This window comes from Streptomyces sp. NPDC034103 (assembly GCF_055575395.1).
On record NZ_JBVISS010000024.1, the window covers coordinates 38,347 to 59,391 of the forward strand.

The window sequence follows — 21,045 nt, forward strand, 5'->3', positions numbered from 1 at the left end:
GCTGTCGGAGCCGCCGGGAAAAAGGTTGCCGGGGCGGGGTGACCCGCGACCGTCCTCCCTGCCGCGGGGTCGGACCTGCCTACGGAGCTTCCGGCGGCGGCACAGGCGCCCCCGGCAGCCGTACGGTCGCCACCGTGCCGCCGCCGTCCGCGCGGGTCAGCGTCACCGTGCCGCCCGCCTGTTCCACCGTGCGCGCGACGATCGACAGGCCCAGGCCCGAGCCCGGCAGGGCGCGGGCGCTGGGGGAGCGCCAGAACCGGTCGAAGACGTAAGGGAGTTCGTCCTCGGCGACGCCGGGCCCGTGGTCGCGGACGGTGAGCACACCGTCGGCGAGCCGCACCTCGACCGCGGCGCCCTCGGGGCTGAACTTCACCGCGTTGTCGAGCACGTTGACGACCGCACGCTCCAGCGCGGCGGGCTCCGCGCGGACGTACCAGGGCCGGAGGTCGGCGTCGATGGTCAGCTCGGGCCCCCGCAGCCGTGCGCGACGCAGCGCCGCTTCCACGGTGTCCTCCAGCGAGACCACCTGGACGCGCTCACCGCGCTGGCCCTCGGACCGGGACAGCTCCTGCAAGTCGCCGATCAGCGACGCCAGTTCCGTCATCTGCGCCTTCACCGACGCGAGGAGCGCCTTGCGGTCGGCCTCGGGGAGGGGCCGCCCCGTCTCCTCGCTGCGGGTGAGGAGCTCGATGTTGGTGCGCAGGGAGGTGAGGGGGGTGCGCAGCTCGTGCCCGGCGTCCGCGATCAGCTGCTGCTGGAGCTCGCGGGAGCTGGCGAGGGAGGAGGTCATGGAGTTGAAGGACCGGGAGAGCCGGGCCACTTCGTCCTCGGCGTCGTCCTCCACCGGGATGCGGACGTTCAGGTCCTCGGTCCTGGCCACGTGTTCGACGGCCTCGGTCAGCTTGTCGACGGGGCGGAGACCGGCGCGGGCCACCGCGAGGCCGGCGGCACCGGCCCCGAGCACTCCGACGCCGGAGACGAGGAGAAGGATGAGGGCGAGCTCGTTGAGGGTGGACCGGGTGGCCTTCAGGGGGACGGCGAGCTGTACGGCGACGCCCTGTGAGTCGTTCTGGTCGACCCCCAGGTACAGGGTCAGCACGCGTACGGCGTTGCCCTCCTCGTCGGTGCCGTCGCGGAAGCCGCCCTGAAGGGTCCTGGCCTCCTTGATCACTTCCTTGTCGGAGTCGGTGACCTTGACGGTGGCCGGGGAGTCCGGGGCGACGCAGGGCGAGCCGGTCTCCTTGATCGCCTGGACGTAGTCGTTGCGACCGGGGAACAGCTGGGTGTTCCCCTGGGGGGCCTGCGTGCACTGCTGAAGGAGCGTGTTGACCGTGCCGGGCCGTCGCGCCATCTGCTCGAGCTCGTCGTTGACCTGCTGGTACAGCTTGCCCTGCACGATGAACCAACACGTCACCGAGACCGCCGCCACCGCGAACGCCACCGCCGCGGCGACCAGCAGCGACAACCGTGCCCGGATGGGAAGCGCGCGGAACCGGCGCACCACCCTGTTCACTCCGCCCCGCCCTGCCGCAACACGTATCCCACGCCCCGCACGGTGTGCACGAGCCGCGGCTCGCCGCCCGCCTCCGTCTTGCGCCGCAGGTACATCACGTACACGTCCAGCGAGTTCGACGACGGCTCGAAGTCGAAGCCCCACACCGCCTTCAGGATCTGCTCACGGGTCAGCACCTGACGCGGATGCGCCATGAACATTTCCAGCAGCGTGAACTCGGTACGGGTCAGCTCGACCGACCGCCCCGCCCGCGTCACCTCCCGCGTGGCCAGATCCATCCGCAGATCCGCGAAGGTCAGCGCCTCGTCCTCGGGCACCGTGCCCGCGCTCGCGGCCGCCGCGTAGGAGCTGCGCCGCAGCAACGCACGAACCCGCGCGAACAGTTCGTCCAGTTCGAACGGCTTGACCAGGTAGTCGTCGGCGCCCGCGTCCAGTCCCGTCACCCGGTCACCCACCGTGTCCCGGGCGGTGAGCATCAGGATCGGCGTCGTCGTGCCCGCGCCCCGCATCCGGCGCGCGGCGGTCAGCCCGTCCATGCGCGGCATCTGGATGTCGAGGACCACCAGGTCCGGCTGGTAGGCCGTCGCCTTCTCCAGCGCGTCCGCGCCGTCGACCGCCACCTCGGTGTCGTACCCCTCGAAGGCGAGGCTGCGCTGGAGTGCTTCCCGCACGGCCGGCTCGTCGTCGACGATCAGGATGCGCTGGGGGTCACGGTCGCCGTCGGCGGGGCTCATCGCTCGTGGTTCCTCGGGGTGCGGTGGGACGGGGTGCTCTCAGCCTCGCATGGTTCCGCGCTGTCGGGCCAAGGCATGGAGGGTCAGGCGCGGACCCTGCGCCGGCGTGCCGTTCGGCCGGTGCTCGGGGCGGCGACCTCGGGTGCCCGCACGGCGATGGTCGGCGCGTTCAGCTCGTACGCCACGTCCAGTGCCAGGGCAGTGCCGGCCGGGTCATGGCCGGCCACGGTGTGGGAAACCTGCTTGATCATGACGTACTCCCGGGTCCGGTGAGGGTCAGTTGTCGCTGCCGCCGGCCCGCAGCCCGGCGAGGTCGGCCTTGACGGTGTTGATCGGGATGGCGAAGCCGAGGCCCACGCTGCCGGCGTCGGACGAGGAGGAGTCCGAGGCGGCCGAGTACATCGCCGAGTTGATGCCGATGATGTTGCCGTTCATGTCGATCAGCGCGCCGCCGGAGTTCCCGGGGTTCAGGGACGCGTCGGTCTGGAGCGCCTTGTACGTCGTCGTGGACGAACCGGTGTCGCCGTTGAACTGCTGACCGCCGAACTCGAACGGCCACTGCCCATTGCCGCCCTGCTGCTGTTGCCGGCCCTCGTCGGTCGAGACGGTCACGTCCCGGTTCAGCGCGGAGACGATGCCGCTGGTGACGGTGCCGGTGAGGCCCTCGGGGGAGCCGATCGCCACGACCTCGTCGCCGACCTGGACACCGTCGGAGTCGCCGAGGGTCGCGGCGGTGAGGCCGGAGGCGTTCTCCAGCTTGATCAGGGCGAGGTCCTTGGCGCTGTCGGTGCCGACGACCTTGGCCGTGTACTGCTTGCCGTCGCTCGTGGAGACCTTGATCGAGGTGGCGCCGGAGATGACGTGGTTGTTGGTGACGATCTCGCCGTCACCGGTGATGATCACGCCGGAGCCGGTGGACGAGCCGTTGTTGAGCGTCGCGTTGACCTCGACGATGCTCGGGCTGACCGCCTTCGCGACCCCGGAGACCGTGCCCCTGTCGGCGGACGGCACGACGGTGGTGCTGGTGCTGCTGGAGGCGACCGTGTCGTGGCCGGTGAGCTCCTGGATGCCGTACGCCGTACCGCCACCGATCGCGGCGGCGACGATCGCCACGGCCGCGAGGAGGGCGAGCGGACCCCGGGTACGCTTCTTGCGCGGCTCCGGTTCGGCGGGGGGCGCGGTCAGGAGAGCCGTACCGCCACCGTTGCCGGGCGGCTGCGCCGGCGGGGGCGGCCACTCCGGGTTCACGGGGGAGGCTGAGGCGTGCTGCTGGGCGCCCCGGTAGGGGTTCGCGTACTGCTGCTCGTACTCGCCGTCGCGGCGGAAGCTCTCGGTCATGACAACGAGCTTGTCGCCCGACCATGAGAGCTCCCTGAGTGCTCCCTGAGAACGCCGCCAGAACCTCGTTCGCCCGATATAAAGCCCCACCAGGGAGCGAGCGGAACCTTCTCAGACGGGCCTCATGAAGACCCACGCGCGACCGGCCACGGACCCGTCGCGGACGAAACGACAGCCCGGACCTGCTCGCAGCCGCAGGAGCGCCGGACGGCAGCCGGACCTACTCGCAGCCGCAGGAGCGCCGGACGGCAGCCGGACCTACTCGCAGCCGCAGGAGCGCCGGACGACAGCCGGACCTACTCGCAGCCGCAGGAGCGCCGGACGACGAGCCTCGACGGAAACACCTTCAGCCGCTCGCGCCGCGAACCCGCGACGCGCAGACCGTCGTCCAGGACGAGATCCACCGCCGCCCGCGCCATCGCCGACCGGTCCGATGCGATCGTTGTCATCGGCGGGTCCGCGAGCGGCGCTTCCTTGATGTCGTCGAACCCGATCACCGCCAGCTCGCCCGGCACGTCGATCCGCAGCTCGCGCGCCGCGCGCAGCACGCCGATGGCCTGGTCGTCGGTGGAACAGAAGATCGCGGGCGGACGCTCGGGCCCCGCCAGCACACCCAGCGCCACCTGGTACGCGTCGTAGCGGTTGTACGGCGCCTCGAACAACCGCCCCTCGGTGGAGATCCCGGCCTCGTCCATCACCCGCCGCCAGCCCTCGACGTGGTCGGAGACCGGGTCGCCGACGGAGGGCGTGTCGGCGGTGCCGCCCATGCAGGCGACGTAGGGGTGGCCGTGGTCCAGCAGATGGCGGACGGCGAGCTCGGCGCCACCGAGGTCGTCCGTGACGACGGCGACGTCGTCGATGGCCTCGGGGCGTTCGTGGAGGAGGACGACCCGGGCGTCCCAGGCCTCGATCTCGGCGGCGGCCAGGTCGTTCAGCGCGTGGGAGACCAGGATCAGGCCGGAGACCCGCATCCCGAGGAACGCCCGCAGATAGTGGACCTCGCGCTCGCCGACGTAGTCGGTGTTGCCGACCAGCACCATCTTGCCGCGCTCGGAGGCGGCCTGTTCGACCGCGTGCGCCATCTCGCCGAAGAACGGCTGACGGGCGTCGGGGATGATCAGGCCTATGAGATCGGTGCGGCGGGACGCCATCGCCTGGGCGACCCGGTCGGGGCGATAGCCCAGTTCCTTGATCGCGGCGAGGACACGCTCGCGCGTGGCCGGGGCGACCGGCCGGGGTCCGTTGTTGATGACATAGCTGACGACGGCGGTGGACGTCCCCGCCAGTCGCGCCACGTCATCCCTGGTTACCTTGGCCACGCGCGGAGTCTACGCGGATGGACCCGCTCTGGGCAGGGCGAGAAGGAGCTTCTCCGGGCCCCGCCTGAGCGTTTCCGGGACCGGCTACACGTCGGCCCTGACCTCGGCGGCGTCCAGAGCGGCCGTCTCGTCCGCATCCTCCGCCTTTTGCCGCTCGTTCTTGGACTTTGCCTCGTCCGGGGCCGCCCCACCCTTCTCGGGCGTAACGAATCGATAACCGACGTTCCGGACGGTCCCGATCAGCGACTCGTGCTCGGGGCCGAGCTTGGCGCGCAGCCGCCGTACGTGCACGTCCACGGTCCGGGTGCCGCCGAAGTAGTCGTAGCCCCAGACCTCCTGGAGCAGCTGGGCGCGGGTGAAGACGCGGCCCGGGTGCTGGGCGAGGTACTTGAGCAGCTCGAACTCCTTGAAGGTCAGGTCCAGGACCCGGCCCTTGAGCTTGGCGCTGTAGGTCGCCTCGTCGACCGAGAGGTCGCCGTTGCGGATCTCCATGGGGGAGTCGTCGTTGACGATCTGCTGCCGGCCCATGGCCAGGCGCAGCCGCGCCTCGACCTCGGCGGGACCCGCGGTGTCCAGCAGGACGTCGTCGATGCCCCAGTCGGCGGTGACGGCGGCCAAGCCGCCCTCGGTGACGACGAGGATGAGCGGACAGCCGGGCCCCGTGGAGCGCAGCAGCTGGCACAGGCTGCGGACCTGCGGGAGGTCGCGGCGGCCGTCGATGAGGATGACGTCGGCGCCGGGGGTGTCGACGAGAGCGGGGCCTTCAGCCGGTGCCACGCGCACGTTGTGCAGGAGCAGGCCGAGGGCCGGAAGCACCTCCGTCGACGGCTGGAGGGCGTTGGTCAGGAGCAGCAGAGAACTCATACGTCTGGTTCCTCCTCGGTCCCGCGAGGTCGCGGCTTTCGTATACAAGGGGTACCGAAAGCACAAAAGGACCCGGGGGCTGCGTCGCCCGAGTCCTCTTCCCTGGAGAATAGCCCACATGAGCGTTGATCCGGCAGGTCGTGTGGCGCGTTCCACCGTGAGTCCGAACTCTGAGACGAACAGACACGCACCTATCCGGACGTTTCTGCACACTGACGATGGTGTGTCGATCGATTCCGTATACGACCCGCCGGCCTTCGTATACGACGCCTCCGCGCCACCCGCGCGTGACCTCGTGTTCGTGGTCGCGCACGGTTTCACGGGCCACGCGGACCGGCCTCATGTTCGGAGGGTGGCGGCGGCGTTCGCGCAGTACGGGGCCGTGGTCACGTTCTCCTTCAGGGGCCACGGCGCCTCCGGCGGGCGCTCGACGGTCGGCGACCGGGAGGTGCTGGATCTGGCCGCCGCGGTGGAGTGGGCGCGGTCGTTCGGCCACGCGCGCGTGGTGACCGTGGGGTTCTCCATGGGCGGTTCCGTGGTGCTGCGGCACGCGGCGCTGCACGGGCCGGAGCGCGCAGGGCGCACGGAAGCGCGCACCGACGCCGTGGTCTCGGTGAGTGCGCCGGCCCGCTGGTACTACCGCGGCACCGCCCCCATGCGCAGGGTCCACTGGCTGATCACCCGCCCCGAGGGACGTCTGCTGGGCCGCTACGGACTCCGTACGCGGATCCACCACCGCGACTGGGACCCGGTCCCGCTCTCCCCGGTGGAGGCGGTCCCGGGCATAGCGCCGACGCCCCTGCTGATCGTCCACGGCGACCGCGACGGCTACTTCCCCCTGGACCACCCCCGCATGCTCGCCGAAGCCGCCGGTGACCACGGCGAACTCTGGCTGGAGCCCGGCATGGGCCACGCGGAGAACGCGGCCCCCGACGAGCTGCTGGCCCGGATCGGGGACTGGGCCGCCGCACAGGGCGGCTAGCCTGACCGTGTACACAGCCGATCGATCGAGGAACCGGATGCCGAAGGTCACCGTGCGCTACTGGGCCGCCGCGAAGGCCGCGGCCGGCGTCGCCGAGGAGGCGTACGACGCGGACACGCTCGCCGAGGCGCTCGACGCCGTGCGCGAACGACACCCCGGCGAGCTCACGCGCGTCCTGCTGCGATGCTCGTTCCTCATCGACGGCGACCCCGTGGGCACCCGCGGACATGAGACGGTACGGCTGGCCGACGGCGGCACGGTCGAGGTGCTCCCGCCGTTCGCAGGAGGGTGACGATGACCGACCAGCCGTATGAGGGGCAGCAGTACCAGCAGGGGTACGACCCGTACTGGCAGCACCAGAACCAGCAGCACCAGCAGCAGGCGTGGCCCGGGCAGCAGCAGGGCCACGACGACTCGCACGCCGCCCAGCAGGACACCCAGCAGTGGCAGGGGCAGACCTGGGAGACCCAGGCGCAGGCGCCCGTCGCACCGGCGGCGGAGACGTCGTACCTGCCGCAGCAGGGCTACGCGCAGCCGGCGTACACCGAACCGGCCGGGGCCGGCGCGCCTCCCCCCGAGCCCGAGCCCGCGGCGCCCGCCTCCTCCGAGTACGGCGCCCCCACCCTCGGCGGCAACGCCCGCATCACGGACGCCCAGCGCGCCCGCCTGGAGGGGCGCTCCCCGATCATCGAGCCCGGCATGCAGCCCGCCGCGCTCACCGCGCTCCTCGGTCTGCTCCTCGCCGCAGCGGCGGCCGTCGGGTCGTACGCGCTGCTCGTCCCGCTCGTCGTCCTTCAGGCCGTGACGGCCGCCGGCTGGTTCCGGCTGAACGGCATGTGGCCGGCCCGGCAGGGCATCGCGCTGGCGTTCCTCGGCGCGGTGGTCGCGGACGTCGCGCTGCTCGCCGCCGACCGCGCGCCGGCCGCGATCCTCGGCACGCTCGGCGTCTGGGTCCTGCTCTCCCTGGTCCTCCAGCTCCGCTCGCACGCCGACCCCGACACCCGGATGTACGGCCTGATGGCCACCGTCGCCTCGGCGGCGCTGGCGATCGTGGCGTCCGGCTACCTCGCGGCCGCCGCCGACGCGGTGACGGTCGGCGCGGCCTCGGTCGCGGTCGCCGTGCTGGCCCGCGCGCTGCCGCTGCCGACACCGGCCTCCGTGGTGGTCGCCCTGCTCGCCGCGGCGGGCGCGGGCATCGCGGTCGGCGGGATGACGGACCTGGGCTCCGAGGGCGCGCTGCTGGGAGCGGGCGCCGGGGTGTGCGCGCTGATCGGCCACCGCGTCGCGAGCTACGACTACCCCTCCCGTTTCGTGCACTTCACCGCGGGCGTGGCGCTGCCGCTGGCGGCGGCCGCCCCGGCGGTGTACCTGCTGGGACGGGCGCTCGGGTAGAACCCCCGACCCCGCTTGTCACAGGTGATCGACAATTCGCAGGTCGCCGCCCGCACCGGAGTTACGGTGACTTCCGGACGTAGACCGCCTAGGTGGGGGAACACCAAAGAATGCGCGCACTGCGAATACTTCTGATCGTCGTCGTCATTCTGGGCGGCCTCTTCGTGATCGCCGACCGTGTCGCGGTCCACTTCGCGGAGGGCGAGGTGGCGGACAAGCTCAAGACCACCGAGAACCTCGCCGTCACCCCCGACGTGTCGATCAAGGGCTTCCCCTTCCTCACCCAGGTCGCCTCCGGCGAGCTCGACGACACCGAGGTCGCCATCAAGGACTACGAGGCCACCGCCGGCACCGACGGCGACAAGATCCGCATCGACGACATCCGCGCGAACTTCAAGAGCGTGGCCTTCTCCGGCGACTACAGCTCCGCCACCGCCGCCACCGCCGACGGCACGGCGACGATCTCCTACGCCGAGCTGCTCAAGGCCGCCCGGTCCGAGCCGACGCAGATCTTCCCCGGGGCGACCGCCGAGGTCGTCGGCCTCGCGGACGGCGGCAACGGCAAGATCAAGGTGAACGTCAAGGTCGCGGCCCTGGGCAGGTCCTCGACGTACCCGGTGCTCAGCACGGTCACCGTCGACGGCGACACCGTGCGGGTGCACGCCGACAACCTGCCGAACCTGGTCGTCGAGGTCGCGGAGGGCAAGGTCCGCTCGATCACCGACTTCCAGCAGAAGATCGACGACCTGCCGGGCGGCATCGAGCTCGACAAGGTCGAGGCGGCGGCGGACGGCGTCGAGGTCACGGTGAAGGGTTCGAACGTCAAGCTGGCCGGGTAGGACCGCGTACGGCGGGCAGCGCTGTCCGAGGGGCGAGACGGATAGTCCGTACGGCAGATGTGATGACGGACACCCGCGCCCGGAACCGGTGCGAACACGGCCCCGACGGCGCTCTGATCCCACATCCCGGACGATCGCGTCTCAAAATACGACACGCCGGTGACATGCCCGGCTGTCCGTCCCTACGATCGACGGCATGAAGCGACAGGCGGATCTCACGAAGCGGCGGGCAGTGGACCTGTGCCGCGTTGCCGCCATGCTCTGTCGCACCTTCTGAGCGGAAGCCCCGCCTTCCGCATCACCCTGCCTGTCCAAGGCAGCGGTGCGCCCCGCGCACCCCTTTCGCACTCGCGCGCCCCGCCGCAACTGCCCCGGAGGAGAAAGAGCATGAGCCGCAGCGACGTCCTGGTCGACGCCGACTGGGTCGAGGCCAACCTCGACAACCCGAACATCGCGATCGTGGAGGTGGACGAAGACACGTCCGCCTACGAGAAGAACCACATCAGGAACGCGATCCGGATCGACTGGACGCAGGACCTCCAGGACCCGGTCCGCCGTGACTTCATCGACCAGGAGGGCTTCGAGAAGCTCCTGTCGGCGAAGGGCATCGCCAACGACACCCAGGTGATCCTCTACGGCGGCAACAACAACTGGTTCGCCTCCTACGCCTACTGGTACTTCAAGCTCTACGGCCATGAGAACGTCAAGCTCCTCGACGGCGGCCGCAAGAAGTGGGAGCTGGACGCCCGCGAGCTGGTCGAGGAGGTGCCCGAGCGCCCCACGACCGACTACAAGGCCAAGGCCCAGAACACCTCGATCCGTGCCTTCCGCGACGACGTCGTCGCCGCGATCGGCTCGCAGAACCTGGTCGACGTGCGCTCCCCCGACGAGTTCTCCGGCAAGCTGCTCGCCCCGGCCCACCTGCCGCAGGAGCAGTCGCAGCGCCCGGGCCACGTGCCCAGCGCCCGCAACATCCCGTGGTCGAAGAACGCCAACGACGACGGCACCTTCAAGTCGGACGAGGAGCTCAAGGCCCTCTACGCCGATGAGCAGGTCGACCTGGCCAAGGACACCATCGCCTACTGCCGCATCGGTGAGCGCTCCGCGCTGACCTGGTTCGTCCTGCACGAGCTGCTGGGCGTGCAGAACGTCAAGAACTACGACGGCTCCTGGACCGAGTACGGCAGCCTCGTCGGCGTCCCGATCGAGCTCGGCGCCAACAAGTAAGCCCCGCAGCAAGCGAACCCACCCCCGCAGATCCCGACCGGCCTTCCTCCGGTCAGACCCCTCTTGGAGAACGACATGTGTGGAGCGAAGGCCGGCGGCCCCGACGCCTCGACGATCAAGCCCGGTGAGACCACGATCCAGGGCCAGGTGACCAAGGACGGCGAGCCCGTCGTCGGTTACGTCCGCCTGTTGGACTCGACCGGCGAGTTCACCGCCGAGGTCCCCACCTCCGCCACGGGCCAGTTCCGCTTCTACGCGGCCGAGGGCACCTGGACCGTTCGCGCCCTGGTCCCCGGCGCCACCGCCGACCGCACGGTCGTCGCCCAGCAGGGTGGCCTCGCCGAGGTCGCGATCGCCGTCTGAGGCACCCCTGAACGGCTGAAGGGCCGCACCCCCGGGTTGGACGCTCGGGGTGCGGCCCTTCGGCACGCGCGGACCTACGCTGGAGGTATGTACGCACGGCGGCGGCACGTGTACTTCGCCATGATGGGGACCTGCATCGGACTCTTCGTCCTGGCCTGGGGCGTCGTACGCCTGTGGTCGGTCCCCGTGGCCGTCGGCATGTGCGTGGTCGCCATGCTGATCCCGCCGGTCGCCGCGATGGTCGCCAACCGGCGCGGCCCCGACGACCGCTGGTGGGACGACCCCTCCGGCGACCCCACGTCGGACGAGTGGTGGGACGAGCTGGACGGCAAGAAACGGCCGCGATAGCCCAGGGGGCCGGCGGCTCAGTACACGAGCGCCTGGGTGTCGTCGGCGAGGGACTCCTGCACGAACACCTGGGCGCCCGCGATCCGCACGCCCTCGATGACGTCCTTCTCCGTGATGTCCCGGCGGGCCGCGCACTGCGTGCACAGCGTCAGCTTTCCGCCCGCCAGGACCGAGTCGATCAGGTCGGGCAGCGGGGCGGCATGCGGCAGCTCGAACTCGGCGGCACGGCCCGGCAGCGCGAACCACGCCGACTCGCCGGTCAGCCACAGGGAGACCTCCACCCCACTGGCCACGGCCACCGCCGCCACCGTGAACGCCTGCGAGCAGCGCTCGGGGGCATCGGCCCCCGCCGTCACCTTGATCACGAGCTTCTTCGCCATGCCTGAATCGTAATCAACGCCCCTGAAGGTCGAGGTGGACAACGTCCAGCGGTACGTCTGCAACGAGGCCAAGCCCTTCGGCGCCGAGCACGTCCGGCAGGGCTCCCTCGTCGCCGGTGACGTGCTCACCCTGGTCGTGCAGTCCCGCAAGGGCGGCGCGGCGGCGGTGCCGTTCCAGCAGACGGTGGTGCCGCAGAGCCAGCTCCTCGGATGAGGCGTACCTCGCAGAGAAGGCGGGGCCCCGGCCGACTAAGCTGGGGCCCGGCCTTGTACCGCCCACCCTCGCTCACCGTAGGAGCACCAAGTGCTTGAGGTTGTCTTCGAAATCCTGCTCGCCCTGGTCTGCGTCGGCGTTCTCGCCTTCGCCGGGCTGACGGTGAAGAAGCTGTACCAGGGCCAGCGCTGACCCAGATCTAGGAACTGCTCTCATGATCGAGATCCCGTCCGACCTCCACAAGGACCTCGTCCCGCTCGTCTTCCTGCTCGGCAACTGGGCCGGCGCGGGCGTGCACGACTTCCCCGGCTCCGAGAAGTGCAACTTCGGGCAGGAGGTCACCTTCAGCCACGACGGCCGCGACTTCCTGGAGTACCAGTCCCACACCTGGGTCCTGGACAACGACGGGAACAAGGTCCGTCCGCTGGAGTCCGAGCACGGCTTCTGGCGCGTCGACGCCGACCGCAAGGTCGAGATCACGATGGTCCGTGACGACGGCGTCGTGGAGATCTGGTACGGCGAGCTGGCCAAGCAGAAGCCCCAGATCGACCTGGTCACGGACGCGGTGGCGCGTACCGCGGCCTCCGGCCCCTACACCGGCGGCAAGCGGCTGTACGGCTACGTCAACAGCGACCTGATGTGGGTCGGCGAGAAGCAGACCCCCGAGGTCGAGCTGCGCCCCTACATGTCCGCGCACCTGAAGAAGGTCGTCACCCCGGAGGACGTCGAGCGCTGGGCCAAGGCCCTCCCCGACGACATGCCGGACGACGGCATCGCCTTCTTCAAGTAATTCCGTGTGGTGGTCACCTGTTCGGATGAACCGTGTGGTTTGGCGGGGCAGGGCAGGGGACACCGTCTAGCTTCGTCGTCGTGAAGCTGGTGGTACGGGTCAAGCTCCTGCCAACGCCCGAGCAGGCGGCGGCACTTGAGGTGACCCTGCGTTCCTGCAACGAGGCAGCGAATTGGCTCTCGACTGAGGCGTTCGCCCGTCAGGTGACCTCGCGCGCGGGGCTGCAGGCTCTTGCGTACGCTGCCCTGCGGGCGCGGGGGCTGTCGGCGCAGCCTGCACTGCATGTGCTGCGGAAGGTCGCAGACGCCTACGCCGCCTTGAAGGCGAGTGCGCGGGCGGGGAACCTGGGCAGGCCGGGCTCGAAACGGTATACGAGGGCCACCTCCAAGCCGATCATGTTTCGTGCGGGGGCGGCACAGCCGTTCGATGACCGCTGCCTGTCCTGGCAGATGGGCGCCACCACGGTATCGATCTGGACCACCAGCGGACGCCTGAAGAACATCGCCTTTACCGGGCATCCGGAGCAGTTGAAGCTGCTGTCCCGCTACCGACGAGGCGAGTCGGATCTGTTGAATCGGAACGGGCAGTGGTACCTGATCGCGATCTGCGAGGTCCCCGAGGCCGAGGAGAACCGCAGGCCGGGCGGGTTTGTGGGGGTGGACCTGGGGATCGTGAACATTGCCTCCACGTCCACCGGTCGGCGGCACAGCGGGCGTCACCTGAACCGCCGCCGCGCACAGGATCGGAGGCTGCGCGCGAAGCTGCAGCGGAGGGGTACAAAGTCGGCCAAGCGACGGATGAAGAGACACGCGGGCAGGGAAGCCCGCCGGGCTCGCGACATCAACCACAAGATCAGCAAATGCATCGTGGCGGAGGCTCAACGCACCGGTCGCGGAATCGCCCTGGAAGACCTGGGTGGTATTCGCGAGCGGGCACGGCTCAAGAAGCCCCAACGCGTCACCTTGCACTCGTGGGCGTTCCACCAACTCGGCGAGTTCATCGCATACAAGGCCAAGCGTGCCGGAGTTCCGGTGGTGTCCGTGAATCCGGCCTACTCGAGCCGGGAATGCTCCCGGTGTCACCACATCGACAAGCGCAACCGGCTGTCACAGGCCGTGTTCGCCTGCAGGTCCTGCGGCTTCGTTGAGCACGCCGACCTCAATGCGTCCCACAACATCGCCTCTCGTGGGTGGTGGGTGTGGGTCTGCGGGGCCAGGTCAGTGGCCCCTGCTCTCACCCTCGTGTCGTGAGGGCTGGACGCGGCCGGTCTCGTCGAAGCCATCGATGCCCTGAGCTGCAAACCCGGGACGACGGTCCAGGGTGGCTGACGTAGGCCTAGACTCGTCGGTGTGGTGAGCACCGACTGGAAGAGCGACCTCAGGCAGCGCGGCTACCGGCTGACGCCGCAGCGGCAACTCGTGCTCGAAGCCGTGGACACCCTGGAGCACGCGACCCCCGACGACATCCTCATCGAGGTGAGGAAGACGGCGTCGGGGGTCAACATTTCCACGGTCTACCGGACCCTGGAGCTCCTGGAGGAGCTCGGGCTGGTCAGCCATGCCCATCTGGGGCACGGGGCGCCGACGTACCACCTGGCCGACCGGCACCATCACATCCACCTGGTGTGCCGCGACTGCGACAACGTCATCGAGGCGGACACCGAGGTGGCGGCGGAGTTCACCGCGAAGCTGCGCTCGACCTTCGGGTTCGAGACGGACCTGAAGCACTTCGCGATCTTCGGCCGCTGCAAGGACTGTTCTTTGAAGGCTTCAACTACCGAGTCGTAGGCTTGTACATATGAAGAGCCCTCTGCTGTCCCTGCCCGGTGCCGTACCCGCCGAAGGCGTGGACGAAGGCGTCGCCGCCCACTACGGCGACCTGTTCCGTGAGCAGCGCACCCTCGCCGAGGGCGCCGGGTTCGTGGACCTCTCGCACCGCGGCGTCCTCGCCGTCACGGGCGAGGACCGGCTGAGCTGGCTGCATCTGCTGCTCACCCAGCATGTCGCCGAGCTGCCCACGGGCGAGGCCACCGAGGCGCTGATCCTCTCCGCCAACGGCCACATCGAGCACGCGCTGTACCTGGTCGACGACGGTACGACGGTCTGGGCCCATGTGGAGCCCGGCACCCAGGAGGCGCTGCTGGCGTACCTGGAGTCGATGAAGTTCTTCTACCGGGTCGAGGTCGCCGACCGCACCGCCGACACCGCGGTCGTCCACCTCCCGGCCGGTTCGATCGCCGAGGTCCCCGAGGGCGTCGTCGTCCGGGAGACGGCGTACGGCCGTGATCTCTTCCTGCCCCGGGCGGACCTGGAGTCCTACGCCGAGAAGGCGGGCCCGGCGGCCGGCCTCCTGGCCTACGAGGCTCTCCGCGTCGAACAGCACCGCCCCCGGCTCGGCTTCGAGACCGACCACCGCACCATCCCGCACGAGCTGGGCTGGATCGGCACCGCGGTCCATCTCCAGAAGGGCTGCTACCGCGGCCAGGAGACGGTGGCCCGCGTCCAGAACCTGGGCAAGCCCCCGCGCCGCCTGGTCTTCCTGCACCTCGACGGCAGCGAGGTCCACCTGCCGCCGGCCGGCACCGAGATCCGCCTCGCGGACGACGGCCCCGACGGCCGCAAGGTCGGCTTCGTCACCACCTCCGTACGCCACCACGAGCTCGGCCCGGTCGCCCTCGCCCTGATCAAGCGGAACGTCCCCGTGGACGCGCACCTGATGGCGGACACCACGGCGGCGGCCCAGGAAGTGGTCGTGGAGCCCTAGGCCGGCTCGACAGGACCGGCGGCCCGCTAGATCTCCAGCAGCACCGTGAACGGGCCGTCGTTCGTCAGGGACACGCGCATCTGCGCGCCGAACCTGCCGGTCGCCACCGTCGCGCCCAGTGCCCGCAGTTGGGCGACGACCTCCTCGACGAGGGGCTCGGCGACATCGCCGGGGGCGGCGGCGTTCCAGGTGGGGCGGCGGCCCTTGCGGGCGTCGCCGTAGAGGGTGAACTGGCTGATGACGAGGAGCGGGGCGTCGATGTCGCTGCACGACTTCTCGTCGTGGAGCATGCGGACCGACCAGAGTTTGCGGGCGAGTTGGGCCGCCTTCTGCTTGGTGTCCTCGTGCGTGACGCCGACGAGGACGCACAGCCCTTCCCCGGCGATCTCCCCGACGGTCTCACCCTCGACGACGACGCTCGCGCCGTCCACTCTCTGTACCACTGCGCGCATGGACCCATCATGCCGGGCCGCGTGAAGTGACCTTTCCTCGGGATTGTTTTTGCTCCTTAACCCCCCATGTGGGGCCGATCGGGGGCACTCGGTCACATAGCGGCCACTTGGGGTGGCACGATGACCACACACGCCCGGTCGAGGGGACGGTTGAGGCACATGAGCACACCGAGTACCGGACAGCAGCCCGGGGCTGCGGTCCGGCCGCCCGTGCAGCGCACGCTGGACCCGCGGCCGCCCGCGGGCCCGCCCGAACGCGATCTGGCCCCGCTGTGCCTGCCCGAGCTGCGCACCCTGCGCCGGGACGCCCAGCGCGACGAGGCGGACCTCAGCTATGTCCGGCGGCTGCTCCAGGGCCGTATCGACATCCTGCGCGCGGAGCTGGCCCGTCGCTCGCCCGCCGGGGAGGGCTCGGTGGTGGACCGCCTCTCCGAGATCCTCACCGACGCCCCGGCCCGCCAGCGCTCCTCCGCCCGCCATGTCACGCTGGGCACGCCCCATGGTGAGGAGTTCGGCCGGCTGGCCGCCGACATGCTCGCCGAGGTCGAGCTCTCCGACCTCCGGGCCCGCACCGACCTCGAACTCCACACCGCGATGGCCCGTCTCGTGCGGTACGAACAGCAGGTCTCCCGACGCCGCCAGCGCCTCCAGCGCACCGCGGACGACTGCAGCGCGGAGATCGCGCGGCGGTACCGCGAGGGGGAGGCACAGGTGGAGGACCTGCTGATGTGAGGGAGGGGGAGGCGGTGTGCGGGGCAGGCGTGACGGGGCCCGTGGAAAACGCCGCGACACCCTCACCGGCGCGGGCCTAACGTGACCCCATGAGCCGACCGCGCCCCGACATCGACGTCCGTCCGATCGGCGAGGCCGAGATCCCCGAGTGGATCCGCGCCCTGAACGCCGGGTTCCTGCGCAGTCCCGGGGTGTCCGAGGAGGAGATCGCGGACCGGAGCAGTTATCTCGAACCGGCCCGGACGCTCGGCGCCTTCGAGGGCGGCCGGTGCGTGGGCACGTTCCGGTCCTTCGACCAGCGGCTCACGGTCGTCGGGGGAGCCGACGTTCCCGCCGACGCCGTCACCAACGTCACCGTCACGGCCACGCACCGCCGGCGCGGCATCCTCACCCGCATGATGGCCGCGGACCTCGGTGCGGCGAAGGAGCGCGGGGACGTCGTCGCCACGCTCATCGCCGCGGAGTACCCGATCTACGGCCGCTACGGCTTCGGCCCGGCCACCTCGATGAGCGAGTGGACGGTGGACGTGCCGCGCGCCGGCATCGACCCGCGCTGGGCGGGACCGGAGGACGGCGGCCGCGTCGACCTCGTGGACCGCGCGGACGTCACCAAGCTCGGGCCCGAGCTGTACGAGCGGCTGCGGCGCCGCCTGCCCGGCGCGGTCAGCCGTACCGAGCGGTGGTGGCAGATCGAGACGGGGGCCGTGCACCTGGACCGCGCCCCCTGGGTCGAGCCCTTCTACGCCGTGTACCGCTCGGCCACCGGTGAGGTGGAGGGCATGGTGGCGTACACGTGCGACGACGTCTGGGAGGACAAGCAGCCCGCCGAGACGGCCACGGTGCGGTGGCTGATCGCCACGGCGCCGGCCGCCGAGCGCGCCCTGTGGCTGCACCTCTGCTCGATCGACTGGGTCACCAAGGTGCGCAGCGGCCGGCGCGGCCCGGACGATCTGCTCCCGCTGTTCCTCCCCGATCCGCGCGCCGCGAGGATCACCACGCAGGCGGACTGGCTGTGGGTGCGGCTCCTGGACGTCGTACGGGCTCTTCAGGCGCGTACGTACGACGGGGAGGGGGCGCTGGTGCTGGAGGTCACCGACCGGGCGGGGCCGGCCGGCGGGCGTTACCTGCTGGAGGCCGGGGCGGACGGGGCGTCCTGTACGGCGACCACGCGAGCGGCCGACCTCACCCTCGACGTCGGCGACCTGGCGAGGCTCTGGCTCGGTGACGAGTCCGCCGCGCGGCTCGTCGCGCTCGGCCGGGTCCGGGAAGAACGAGCGGGCGCCGGCCGGATGGCCGACGCCCTGCTGCGTACGCCCGGGCGGCCTTGGTGCCCGGACGTCTTCTGAGCCTCCTGACGCCGATGTCGCTTGCTCTTGCCGTGGATCCGTAGCTGTTCAGTTGTGGCTGTGCGCGGCGGTGTTCGGTTGTCGGTGTTCAGTTGTGGCTGTGCTGACCGACCGGGCTCTCGGCTCCCCTCCGGAAGAGAGCCCGATCGGCCGACTGCGCGGACTTGGGCGGTCCGGTCAGCCGGACTGGGCGAGCAGCATCACGAGGATCGCCGCTCCGATGCCGCCGACCATGGTGTTCCTTGCCTTGATGCCGACGGTGAGAAGGACGAAGGCGATGATGCCCATCGGCCCCCACTTCCACTGGATGAGCTGCTCGAACCCAATGGCAAGGGCGGCGATGGCGATGGCGAGCGGCATGACGATCCCCCCTGGACGAAGCAAGTCGAGTCGTTCGGCTTGGTGGCGCCAACCCCCTGGAACCTTGACCATGTTGGGTAAGTTGGCGACCAACTTCACTGTACTTATCTCCGTTTGGATGCGTCTCATAACCACCTTCCTCTGAACTGCCCAAAGATGGCGGGAAGTTGTAGTGTTTGGTCGTGGACCCGAAACACGCCTCCGTCAATGGACGGGAGAGGTCGCAGCGGTCACACCCGTCGCATCGTGAGGTGGCCGACGAGCTGCGTTCCCGGATCCGGTCCGGTGAGCTGCGGCCGGGTCAGCGCATGCCCACCCAGGCCAGGCTGGCCGACGAGTTCGGAGTGGAGCGTGGTGCCGTACGGCAGGCCCTGCGCATCCTGCAGTCCGAGCACCTGCTCACCAACGTGTCCAAGGGGAGCCCCGCGACCGTCGCCCCCGACCTCGGCAGGGCGCTGACCGGCCCCGGAGCCCCACCGCTGCCCACGATGGTGGCCCTCGCCCCGCGGATCGCCGAGGCCTTCGCGGTGCCGCACGTCGAGATCGACGCCCTCTGCCTGACCTCGGTCTCCCTCAACCTCGCCCTCGGCGAGCCGCTGCGTCGGATTCACGCCGGAGAGCTGAAACCGGCCAAGGTCGACGTCCGGGTCCTGCTGCCGAGCCGCGAGATCGACCTGGCCTTCCCGACCCCCGTGGACCCTTCCGTGGACGGCCGCCTCCAGCGTCGCTGGCTGGCCCAGCGCAACGCCCAGGGCCAGGTGCTCAAGCACAACCTGCTGGCGTTGCGCGCCACCCACGGCATCGACGTCCAGGTCACCTTCCGGGCGCTGCCCTTCACGCCGCCGGTGAAGCTGTACCTGCTCAACGACGCCGAGGCCCTGTTCGCCTACTACACCCTCTACCTGCGCGAGGAGCAGGTCGACCACGAGTTCCTTCAGATGTACGACGCCGAGGGGACCCAGTCGATGCTGTTCGCCTTCGATCAGGGAGCCGGCACGCGGGACACCACCTTTGTCGAGCAGTCCCACCTGTGGTTCAACGCCCTGTGGGAGACGATCAGTTCGCCCCTGACGTTCGCGTCGTAGCGCCGGCGTCCGTCGTGTGGCGCCGTGTCACAGCGCGGGGCGGGCGACCAGCAGGGCGAGCATGACGGCGCCGACGGAGCTGAAGGCCGGGCTCTTGGCCTTGACGCCGATGGTGAGCAGCAGCAGGGCGATGACCCCGGCGGCGCCGTACCTCCACTGGAGGGTCTGCTCGACGCCGACGACGAAGACGGCGACGAGGAGGTAGAGAGCAGCGGCCATGGTGGTTCCCCCTTCGGGCGTTGGGCGGCAAGGAGGCAGACAAGGAAGCAAAACTTCCGCCAACTTGGCGAAGTTGGCAACCATCTCAGTGTTAGATGTCCCCACTTGGTACCTGGTCTGAAACAACTTCCGGGCAACTCCCCAAAGATGGGGTGGAGTTGTAGCGTTTGGTCGTGACTCAGGAGAACGTGGCAGTGAACGGCAGCAGAAGGCTCTCGCCCCAGGAGATCTCCGACATCCTGCGGGAACGCATTCGCGTCGGAGACCTCAAGGCGGGCGACCGCCTGCCGACCCAGGCCGAGCTGGCCGAGGAGTTCGGCGTCGAGCGCGGCGCCGTCCGCCAGGCGCTGCGCGCCCTCCAGGAGGACGGACTCCTCACCAACGTCAGCAAGGGAAGCCCGCCGCGGATCGCCGAGCCGGCACCGGTCCGGGGCGCGCCCCAGCCGACCATGGTCGGACTCGCGCCGCGTCTGACGGAGGCGTTCACGGCGGACCACGTCCGCGTGGACGTGGTCAGCCACACCTCCGAGACCCTCATGCTCGCCCTCAGTGACTCGCTCCGCCGCATCCACGAGGGCCGGATCCGCCCCCGGTCGATCCACTTCCGCGTCCTGCTGCCCTCCCGGGACATCAACCTCGCCTTCCCGGTCCTGATCGACCGCGACACCGAGGACGACCCGGTCCACCAGCGCTGGCTGGAGATGCGCAACGCCCAGGCCCACGTCCTGAAGTACAACCTCAACGCGGTCCGCTCCACCCACGGCATCGAGGTCCAGGTCGCCTTCCGCGCCCTGCCGTTCACCCCGCCCGTGAAGCTGTACCTGCTCAACGGCGAGGAAGTGCTGCTCGGTTACTACATGCTCGAACGCCGCGAGGAGGAGTACGAGAGCCAGACCCTGGAGATGTACGACGTCCTGGGCTCCCGGTCCGTCCTCTTCTCCTTCCTGAGGTCGGCGGGCCAGCGGGACGCGGCATTCGTCGAGGAATCCCAGAAGTGGTTCGACGCCCTCTGGGAAACCATCACGACGGACCTGACACTCTCCTAGTGACTTCTGACACGACGCAGACTGAAGCGGTGACAGCAGAACTCGAGGAACTCCGCGAACTGATCACCGGCGCCCGAGTGGTCCTGTGGGACTTCGACGGCCCGATCTGCCGCTTGTTCGCGCGTCACTCCGCCCAGGGTGTCGCGGTCCGGCTGATCGACTGGCTGGCGGCGAGAGGCTTGCGCGGCCTGGTGACAGAGGACGAACGCGAAACCCTCGACCCCCAGATCATCCTGCGTGCCGTCAACCAACGACACCCCGGCAGTGACCTCGTCGAGGCGCTGGAGGAACGTCTCACCAGTGAGGAACTCCAGGCCGCGGCCTCGGCCATGCCGACTCCGCACGCCGACACCCTGATACGCACCTGGACGGCGGTCGGTGCCCGGCTCGCCGTCACGACGAACAACTCTCCCCGCGCGGCCGCCGGTTACCTGGCCGGGCGTGGCCTGGTCTCCTGCTTCGCCCCGCACATCTACGGCCGCACCCAGCGCCTGGAACACCTCAAACCCCACCCGCACTGCCTGAACCGCGCCCTCACGGCGATGGGCGTGGACCCGTCGAGGGCGCTGATGATCGGCGACGCCGACTACGACTTCCTGGCCGCGCGGAGTGCGGGCGTCCCGTTCCTCGGCTACGCGCGTAACGAACGCAAGGAGAAGCTTCTGCGCGACGCCGGGGTCAAGGTGACGGTCAGCTCCCTGGAACAGATCCGGAACGTGCTCCTGGATCAGGCCTGAGT

Annotated in this window: 28 protein-coding genes; 18 read left to right on the forward strand and 10 right to left on the reverse strand. The window is 70.1% G+C overall.

Annotation, left to right across the window (positions count from 1 at the left end; translation table 11 throughout):
• Positions 1-79: 79 nt before the first annotated feature.
• The 6 genes from ACZ56U_RS37855 to ACZ56U_RS37880 all read right to left on the reverse strand — a co-directional run bounded on the left by ACZ56U_RS37855 (position 80) and on the right by ACZ56U_RS37880 (position 5,768).
• Complete coding sequence (locus tag ACZ56U_RS37855) at positions 80-1,513, reverse strand: HAMP domain-containing sensor histidine kinase (protein WP_469088478.1); 1,434 nt, start codon at positions 1,511-1,513, stop codon at positions 80-82.
• Positions 1,510-2,247 (reverse strand): response regulator transcription factor, encoded by a 738-nt coding sequence (locus tag ACZ56U_RS37860; RefSeq protein ID WP_469088479.1) that lies wholly within the window; start codon positions 2,245-2,247, stop codon positions 1,510-1,512. Before ACZ56U_RS37860 ends, ACZ56U_RS37855 begins: the two co-directional genes overlap by 4 nt.
• 83 nt (positions 2,248-2,330) lie before the next feature.
• Complete coding sequence (locus tag ACZ56U_RS37865) at positions 2,331-2,498, reverse strand: hypothetical protein (protein WP_469088480.1); 168 nt, start codon at positions 2,496-2,498, stop codon at positions 2,331-2,333.
• A 25-nt stretch (positions 2,499-2,523) separates the two neighbouring features.
• Positions 2,524-3,585 (reverse strand): S1C family serine protease, encoded by a 1,062-nt coding sequence (locus tag ACZ56U_RS37870; RefSeq protein ID WP_469088481.1) that lies wholly within the window; start codon positions 3,583-3,585, stop codon positions 2,524-2,526.
• Positions 3,586-3,881: 296 nt separating this feature from the next.
• Positions 3,882-4,904 carry a LacI family DNA-binding transcriptional regulator gene (locus ACZ56U_RS37875; protein WP_469088482.1) on the reverse strand — a complete coding sequence of 341 codons (1,023 nt, stop codon included), beginning with the start codon at positions 4,902-4,904 and terminating at the stop codon, positions 3,882-3,884.
• An 84-nt stretch (positions 4,905-4,988) separates the two neighbouring features.
• Entirely contained in the window at positions 4,989-5,768 is a 780-nt protein-coding gene (locus ACZ56U_RS37880) for a winged helix-turn-helix transcriptional regulator (RefSeq protein ID WP_469088483.1), read from the reverse strand.
• A gap of 118 nt (positions 5,769-5,886) precedes the next feature.
• Here ACZ56U_RS37880 and ACZ56U_RS37885 point away from each other — a divergent pair, with 118 nt between their 5' ends.
• The 8 genes from ACZ56U_RS37885 to ACZ56U_RS37920 all read left to right on the forward strand — a co-directional run bounded on the left by ACZ56U_RS37885 (position 5,887) and on the right by ACZ56U_RS37920 (position 10,919).
• A complete protein-coding gene (locus tag ACZ56U_RS37885; RefSeq protein ID WP_469088484.1) occupies positions 5,887-6,750 on the forward strand; it encodes an alpha/beta hydrolase in 864 nt (287 codons plus the stop codon).
• A 37-nt stretch (positions 6,751-6,787) separates the two neighbouring features.
• Positions 6,788-7,042: a MoaD/ThiS family protein gene (locus tag ACZ56U_RS37890; protein WP_469088485.1), complete on the forward strand. Its 255-nt coding sequence runs from the start codon at positions 6,788-6,790 to the stop codon at positions 7,040-7,042.
• A gap of 2 nt (positions 7,043-7,044) precedes the next feature.
• Positions 7,045-8,142, forward strand: coding sequence for a hypothetical protein (locus ACZ56U_RS37895; RefSeq protein WP_469088486.1), 1,098 nt, complete (start codon positions 7,045-7,047; stop codon positions 8,140-8,142).
• Positions 8,143-8,252: 110 nt separating this feature from the next.
• On the forward strand, positions 8,253-8,981 hold the full coding sequence (locus ACZ56U_RS37900; protein WP_469088487.1) for an LmeA family phospholipid-binding protein: 729 nt from the start codon (positions 8,253-8,255) through the stop codon (positions 8,979-8,981).
• Between the two features lie 196 nt (positions 8,982-9,177).
• Entirely contained in the window at positions 9,178-9,258 is an 81-nt protein-coding gene (locus ACZ56U_RS37905; protein ID WP_350310325.1) for a putative leader peptide, read from the forward strand.
• Positions 9,259-9,368: 110 nt separating this feature from the next.
• On the forward strand, positions 9,369-10,208 hold the full coding sequence (locus ACZ56U_RS37910; RefSeq protein ID WP_469088488.1) for a sulfurtransferase: 840 nt from the start codon (positions 9,369-9,371) through the stop codon (positions 10,206-10,208).
• 75 nt (positions 10,209-10,283) lie between these two features.
• Positions 10,284-10,571, forward strand: a complete 288-nt coding sequence (locus tag ACZ56U_RS37915; protein ID WP_003991226.1) for a DUF1416 domain-containing protein — start codon at positions 10,284-10,286, stop codon at positions 10,569-10,571.
• A gap of 87 nt (positions 10,572-10,658) precedes the next feature.
• Positions 10,659-10,919 carry a DUF3099 domain-containing protein gene (locus tag ACZ56U_RS37920; RefSeq protein ID WP_469088489.1) on the forward strand — a complete coding sequence of 87 codons (261 nt, stop codon included), beginning with the start codon at positions 10,659-10,661 and terminating at the stop codon, positions 10,917-10,919.
• A 17-nt stretch (positions 10,920-10,936) separates the two neighbouring features.
• Here the strand turns inward: ACZ56U_RS37920 and ACZ56U_RS37925 are convergent, their stop codons facing one another.
• Positions 10,937-11,299 (reverse strand): DsrE family protein, encoded by a 363-nt coding sequence (locus ACZ56U_RS37925; RefSeq protein WP_391234051.1) that lies wholly within the window; start codon positions 11,297-11,299, stop codon positions 10,937-10,939.
• A gap of 34 nt (positions 11,300-11,333) precedes the next feature.
• Here ACZ56U_RS37925 and ACZ56U_RS37930 point away from each other — a divergent pair, with 34 nt between their 5' ends.
• The 5 genes from ACZ56U_RS37930 (at position 11,334) to ygfZ (ending at position 15,066) form a co-directional block, all read left to right on the forward strand.
• A complete protein-coding gene (locus ACZ56U_RS37930) occupies positions 11,334-11,513 on the forward strand; it encodes a hypothetical protein (RefSeq protein ID WP_469088490.1) in 180 nt (59 codons plus the stop codon).
• A gap of 214 nt (positions 11,514-11,727) precedes the next feature.
• Positions 11,728-12,303, forward strand: a complete 576-nt coding sequence (locus tag ACZ56U_RS37935) for a heme-binding beta-barrel domain-containing protein (protein ID WP_289928029.1) — start codon at positions 11,728-11,730, stop codon at positions 12,301-12,303.
• 80 nt (positions 12,304-12,383) lie between these two features.
• Positions 12,384-13,553, forward strand: a complete 1,170-nt coding sequence (locus tag ACZ56U_RS37940; RefSeq protein WP_469088491.1) for an RNA-guided endonuclease InsQ/TnpB family protein — start codon at positions 12,384-12,386, stop codon at positions 13,551-13,553.
• 99 nt (positions 13,554-13,652) lie between these two features.
• Complete coding sequence (locus ACZ56U_RS37945; RefSeq protein WP_469088492.1) at positions 13,653-14,090, forward strand: Fur family transcriptional regulator; 438 nt, start codon at positions 13,653-13,655, stop codon at positions 14,088-14,090.
• A gap of 10 nt (positions 14,091-14,100) precedes the next feature.
• The gene (ygfZ, locus tag ACZ56U_RS37950) at positions 14,101-15,066 is read left to right on the forward strand and encodes a CAF17-like 4Fe-4S cluster assembly/insertion protein YgfZ (protein ID WP_469088493.1); all 966 of its coding nucleotides are present in this window, start codon (positions 14,101-14,103) and stop codon (positions 15,064-15,066) included.
• A gap of 26 nt (positions 15,067-15,092) precedes the next feature.
• On the opposite strand, the gene dtd is transcribed toward ygfZ, so the two are convergent.
• A complete protein-coding gene (dtd, locus tag ACZ56U_RS37955; protein ID WP_469088494.1) occupies positions 15,093-15,518 on the reverse strand; it encodes a D-aminoacyl-tRNA deacylase in 426 nt (141 codons plus the stop codon).
• A 159-nt stretch (positions 15,519-15,677) separates the two neighbouring features.
• Here dtd and ACZ56U_RS37960 point away from each other — a divergent pair, with 159 nt between their 5' ends.
• Together ACZ56U_RS37960 and ACZ56U_RS37965 are read left to right on the forward strand one after the other, a co-directional pair.
• The gene (locus ACZ56U_RS37960; RefSeq protein ID WP_469088495.1) at positions 15,678-16,250 is read left to right on the forward strand and encodes an RsiG family protein; all 573 of its coding nucleotides are present in this window, start codon (positions 15,678-15,680) and stop codon (positions 16,248-16,250) included.
• A gap of 89 nt (positions 16,251-16,339) precedes the next feature.
• Positions 16,340-17,596, forward strand: a complete 1,257-nt coding sequence (locus ACZ56U_RS37965) for a GNAT family N-acetyltransferase (RefSeq protein ID WP_469088496.1) — start codon at positions 16,340-16,342, stop codon at positions 17,594-17,596.
• A gap of 177 nt (positions 17,597-17,773) precedes the next feature.
• On the opposite strand, the gene ACZ56U_RS37970 is transcribed toward ACZ56U_RS37965, so the two are convergent.
• Positions 17,774-17,956 carry a hypothetical protein gene (locus tag ACZ56U_RS37970; protein WP_469088497.1) on the reverse strand — a complete coding sequence of 61 codons (183 nt, stop codon included), beginning with the start codon at positions 17,954-17,956 and terminating at the stop codon, positions 17,774-17,776.
• 176 nt (positions 17,957-18,132) lie between these two features.
• Here ACZ56U_RS37970 and ACZ56U_RS37975 point away from each other — a divergent pair, with 176 nt between their 5' ends.
• A complete protein-coding gene (locus tag ACZ56U_RS37975; RefSeq protein ID WP_469088498.1) occupies positions 18,133-19,041 on the forward strand; it encodes a winged helix-turn-helix domain-containing protein in 909 nt (302 codons plus the stop codon).
• A 27-nt stretch (positions 19,042-19,068) separates the two neighbouring features.
• Here ACZ56U_RS37975 and ACZ56U_RS37980 read toward each other — a convergent pair whose 3' ends face one another.
• Entirely contained in the window at positions 19,069-19,260 is a 192-nt protein-coding gene (locus ACZ56U_RS37980) for a hypothetical protein (protein ID WP_469088499.1), read from the reverse strand.
• A gap of 167 nt (positions 19,261-19,427) precedes the next feature.
• Here ACZ56U_RS37980 and ACZ56U_RS37985 point away from each other — a divergent pair, with 167 nt between their 5' ends.
• Positions 19,428-20,306, forward strand: a complete 879-nt coding sequence (locus tag ACZ56U_RS37985; RefSeq protein ID WP_469088500.1) for a GntR family transcriptional regulator — start codon at positions 19,428-19,430, stop codon at positions 20,304-20,306.
• A complete protein-coding gene (locus tag ACZ56U_RS37990; protein ID WP_469088501.1) occupies positions 20,306-21,043 on the forward strand; it encodes an HAD family hydrolase in 738 nt (245 codons plus the stop codon). The genes ACZ56U_RS37985 and ACZ56U_RS37990 overlap by 1 nt, the downstream gene beginning before the upstream one ends.
• Positions 21,044-21,045 lie beyond the last annotated feature (2 nt).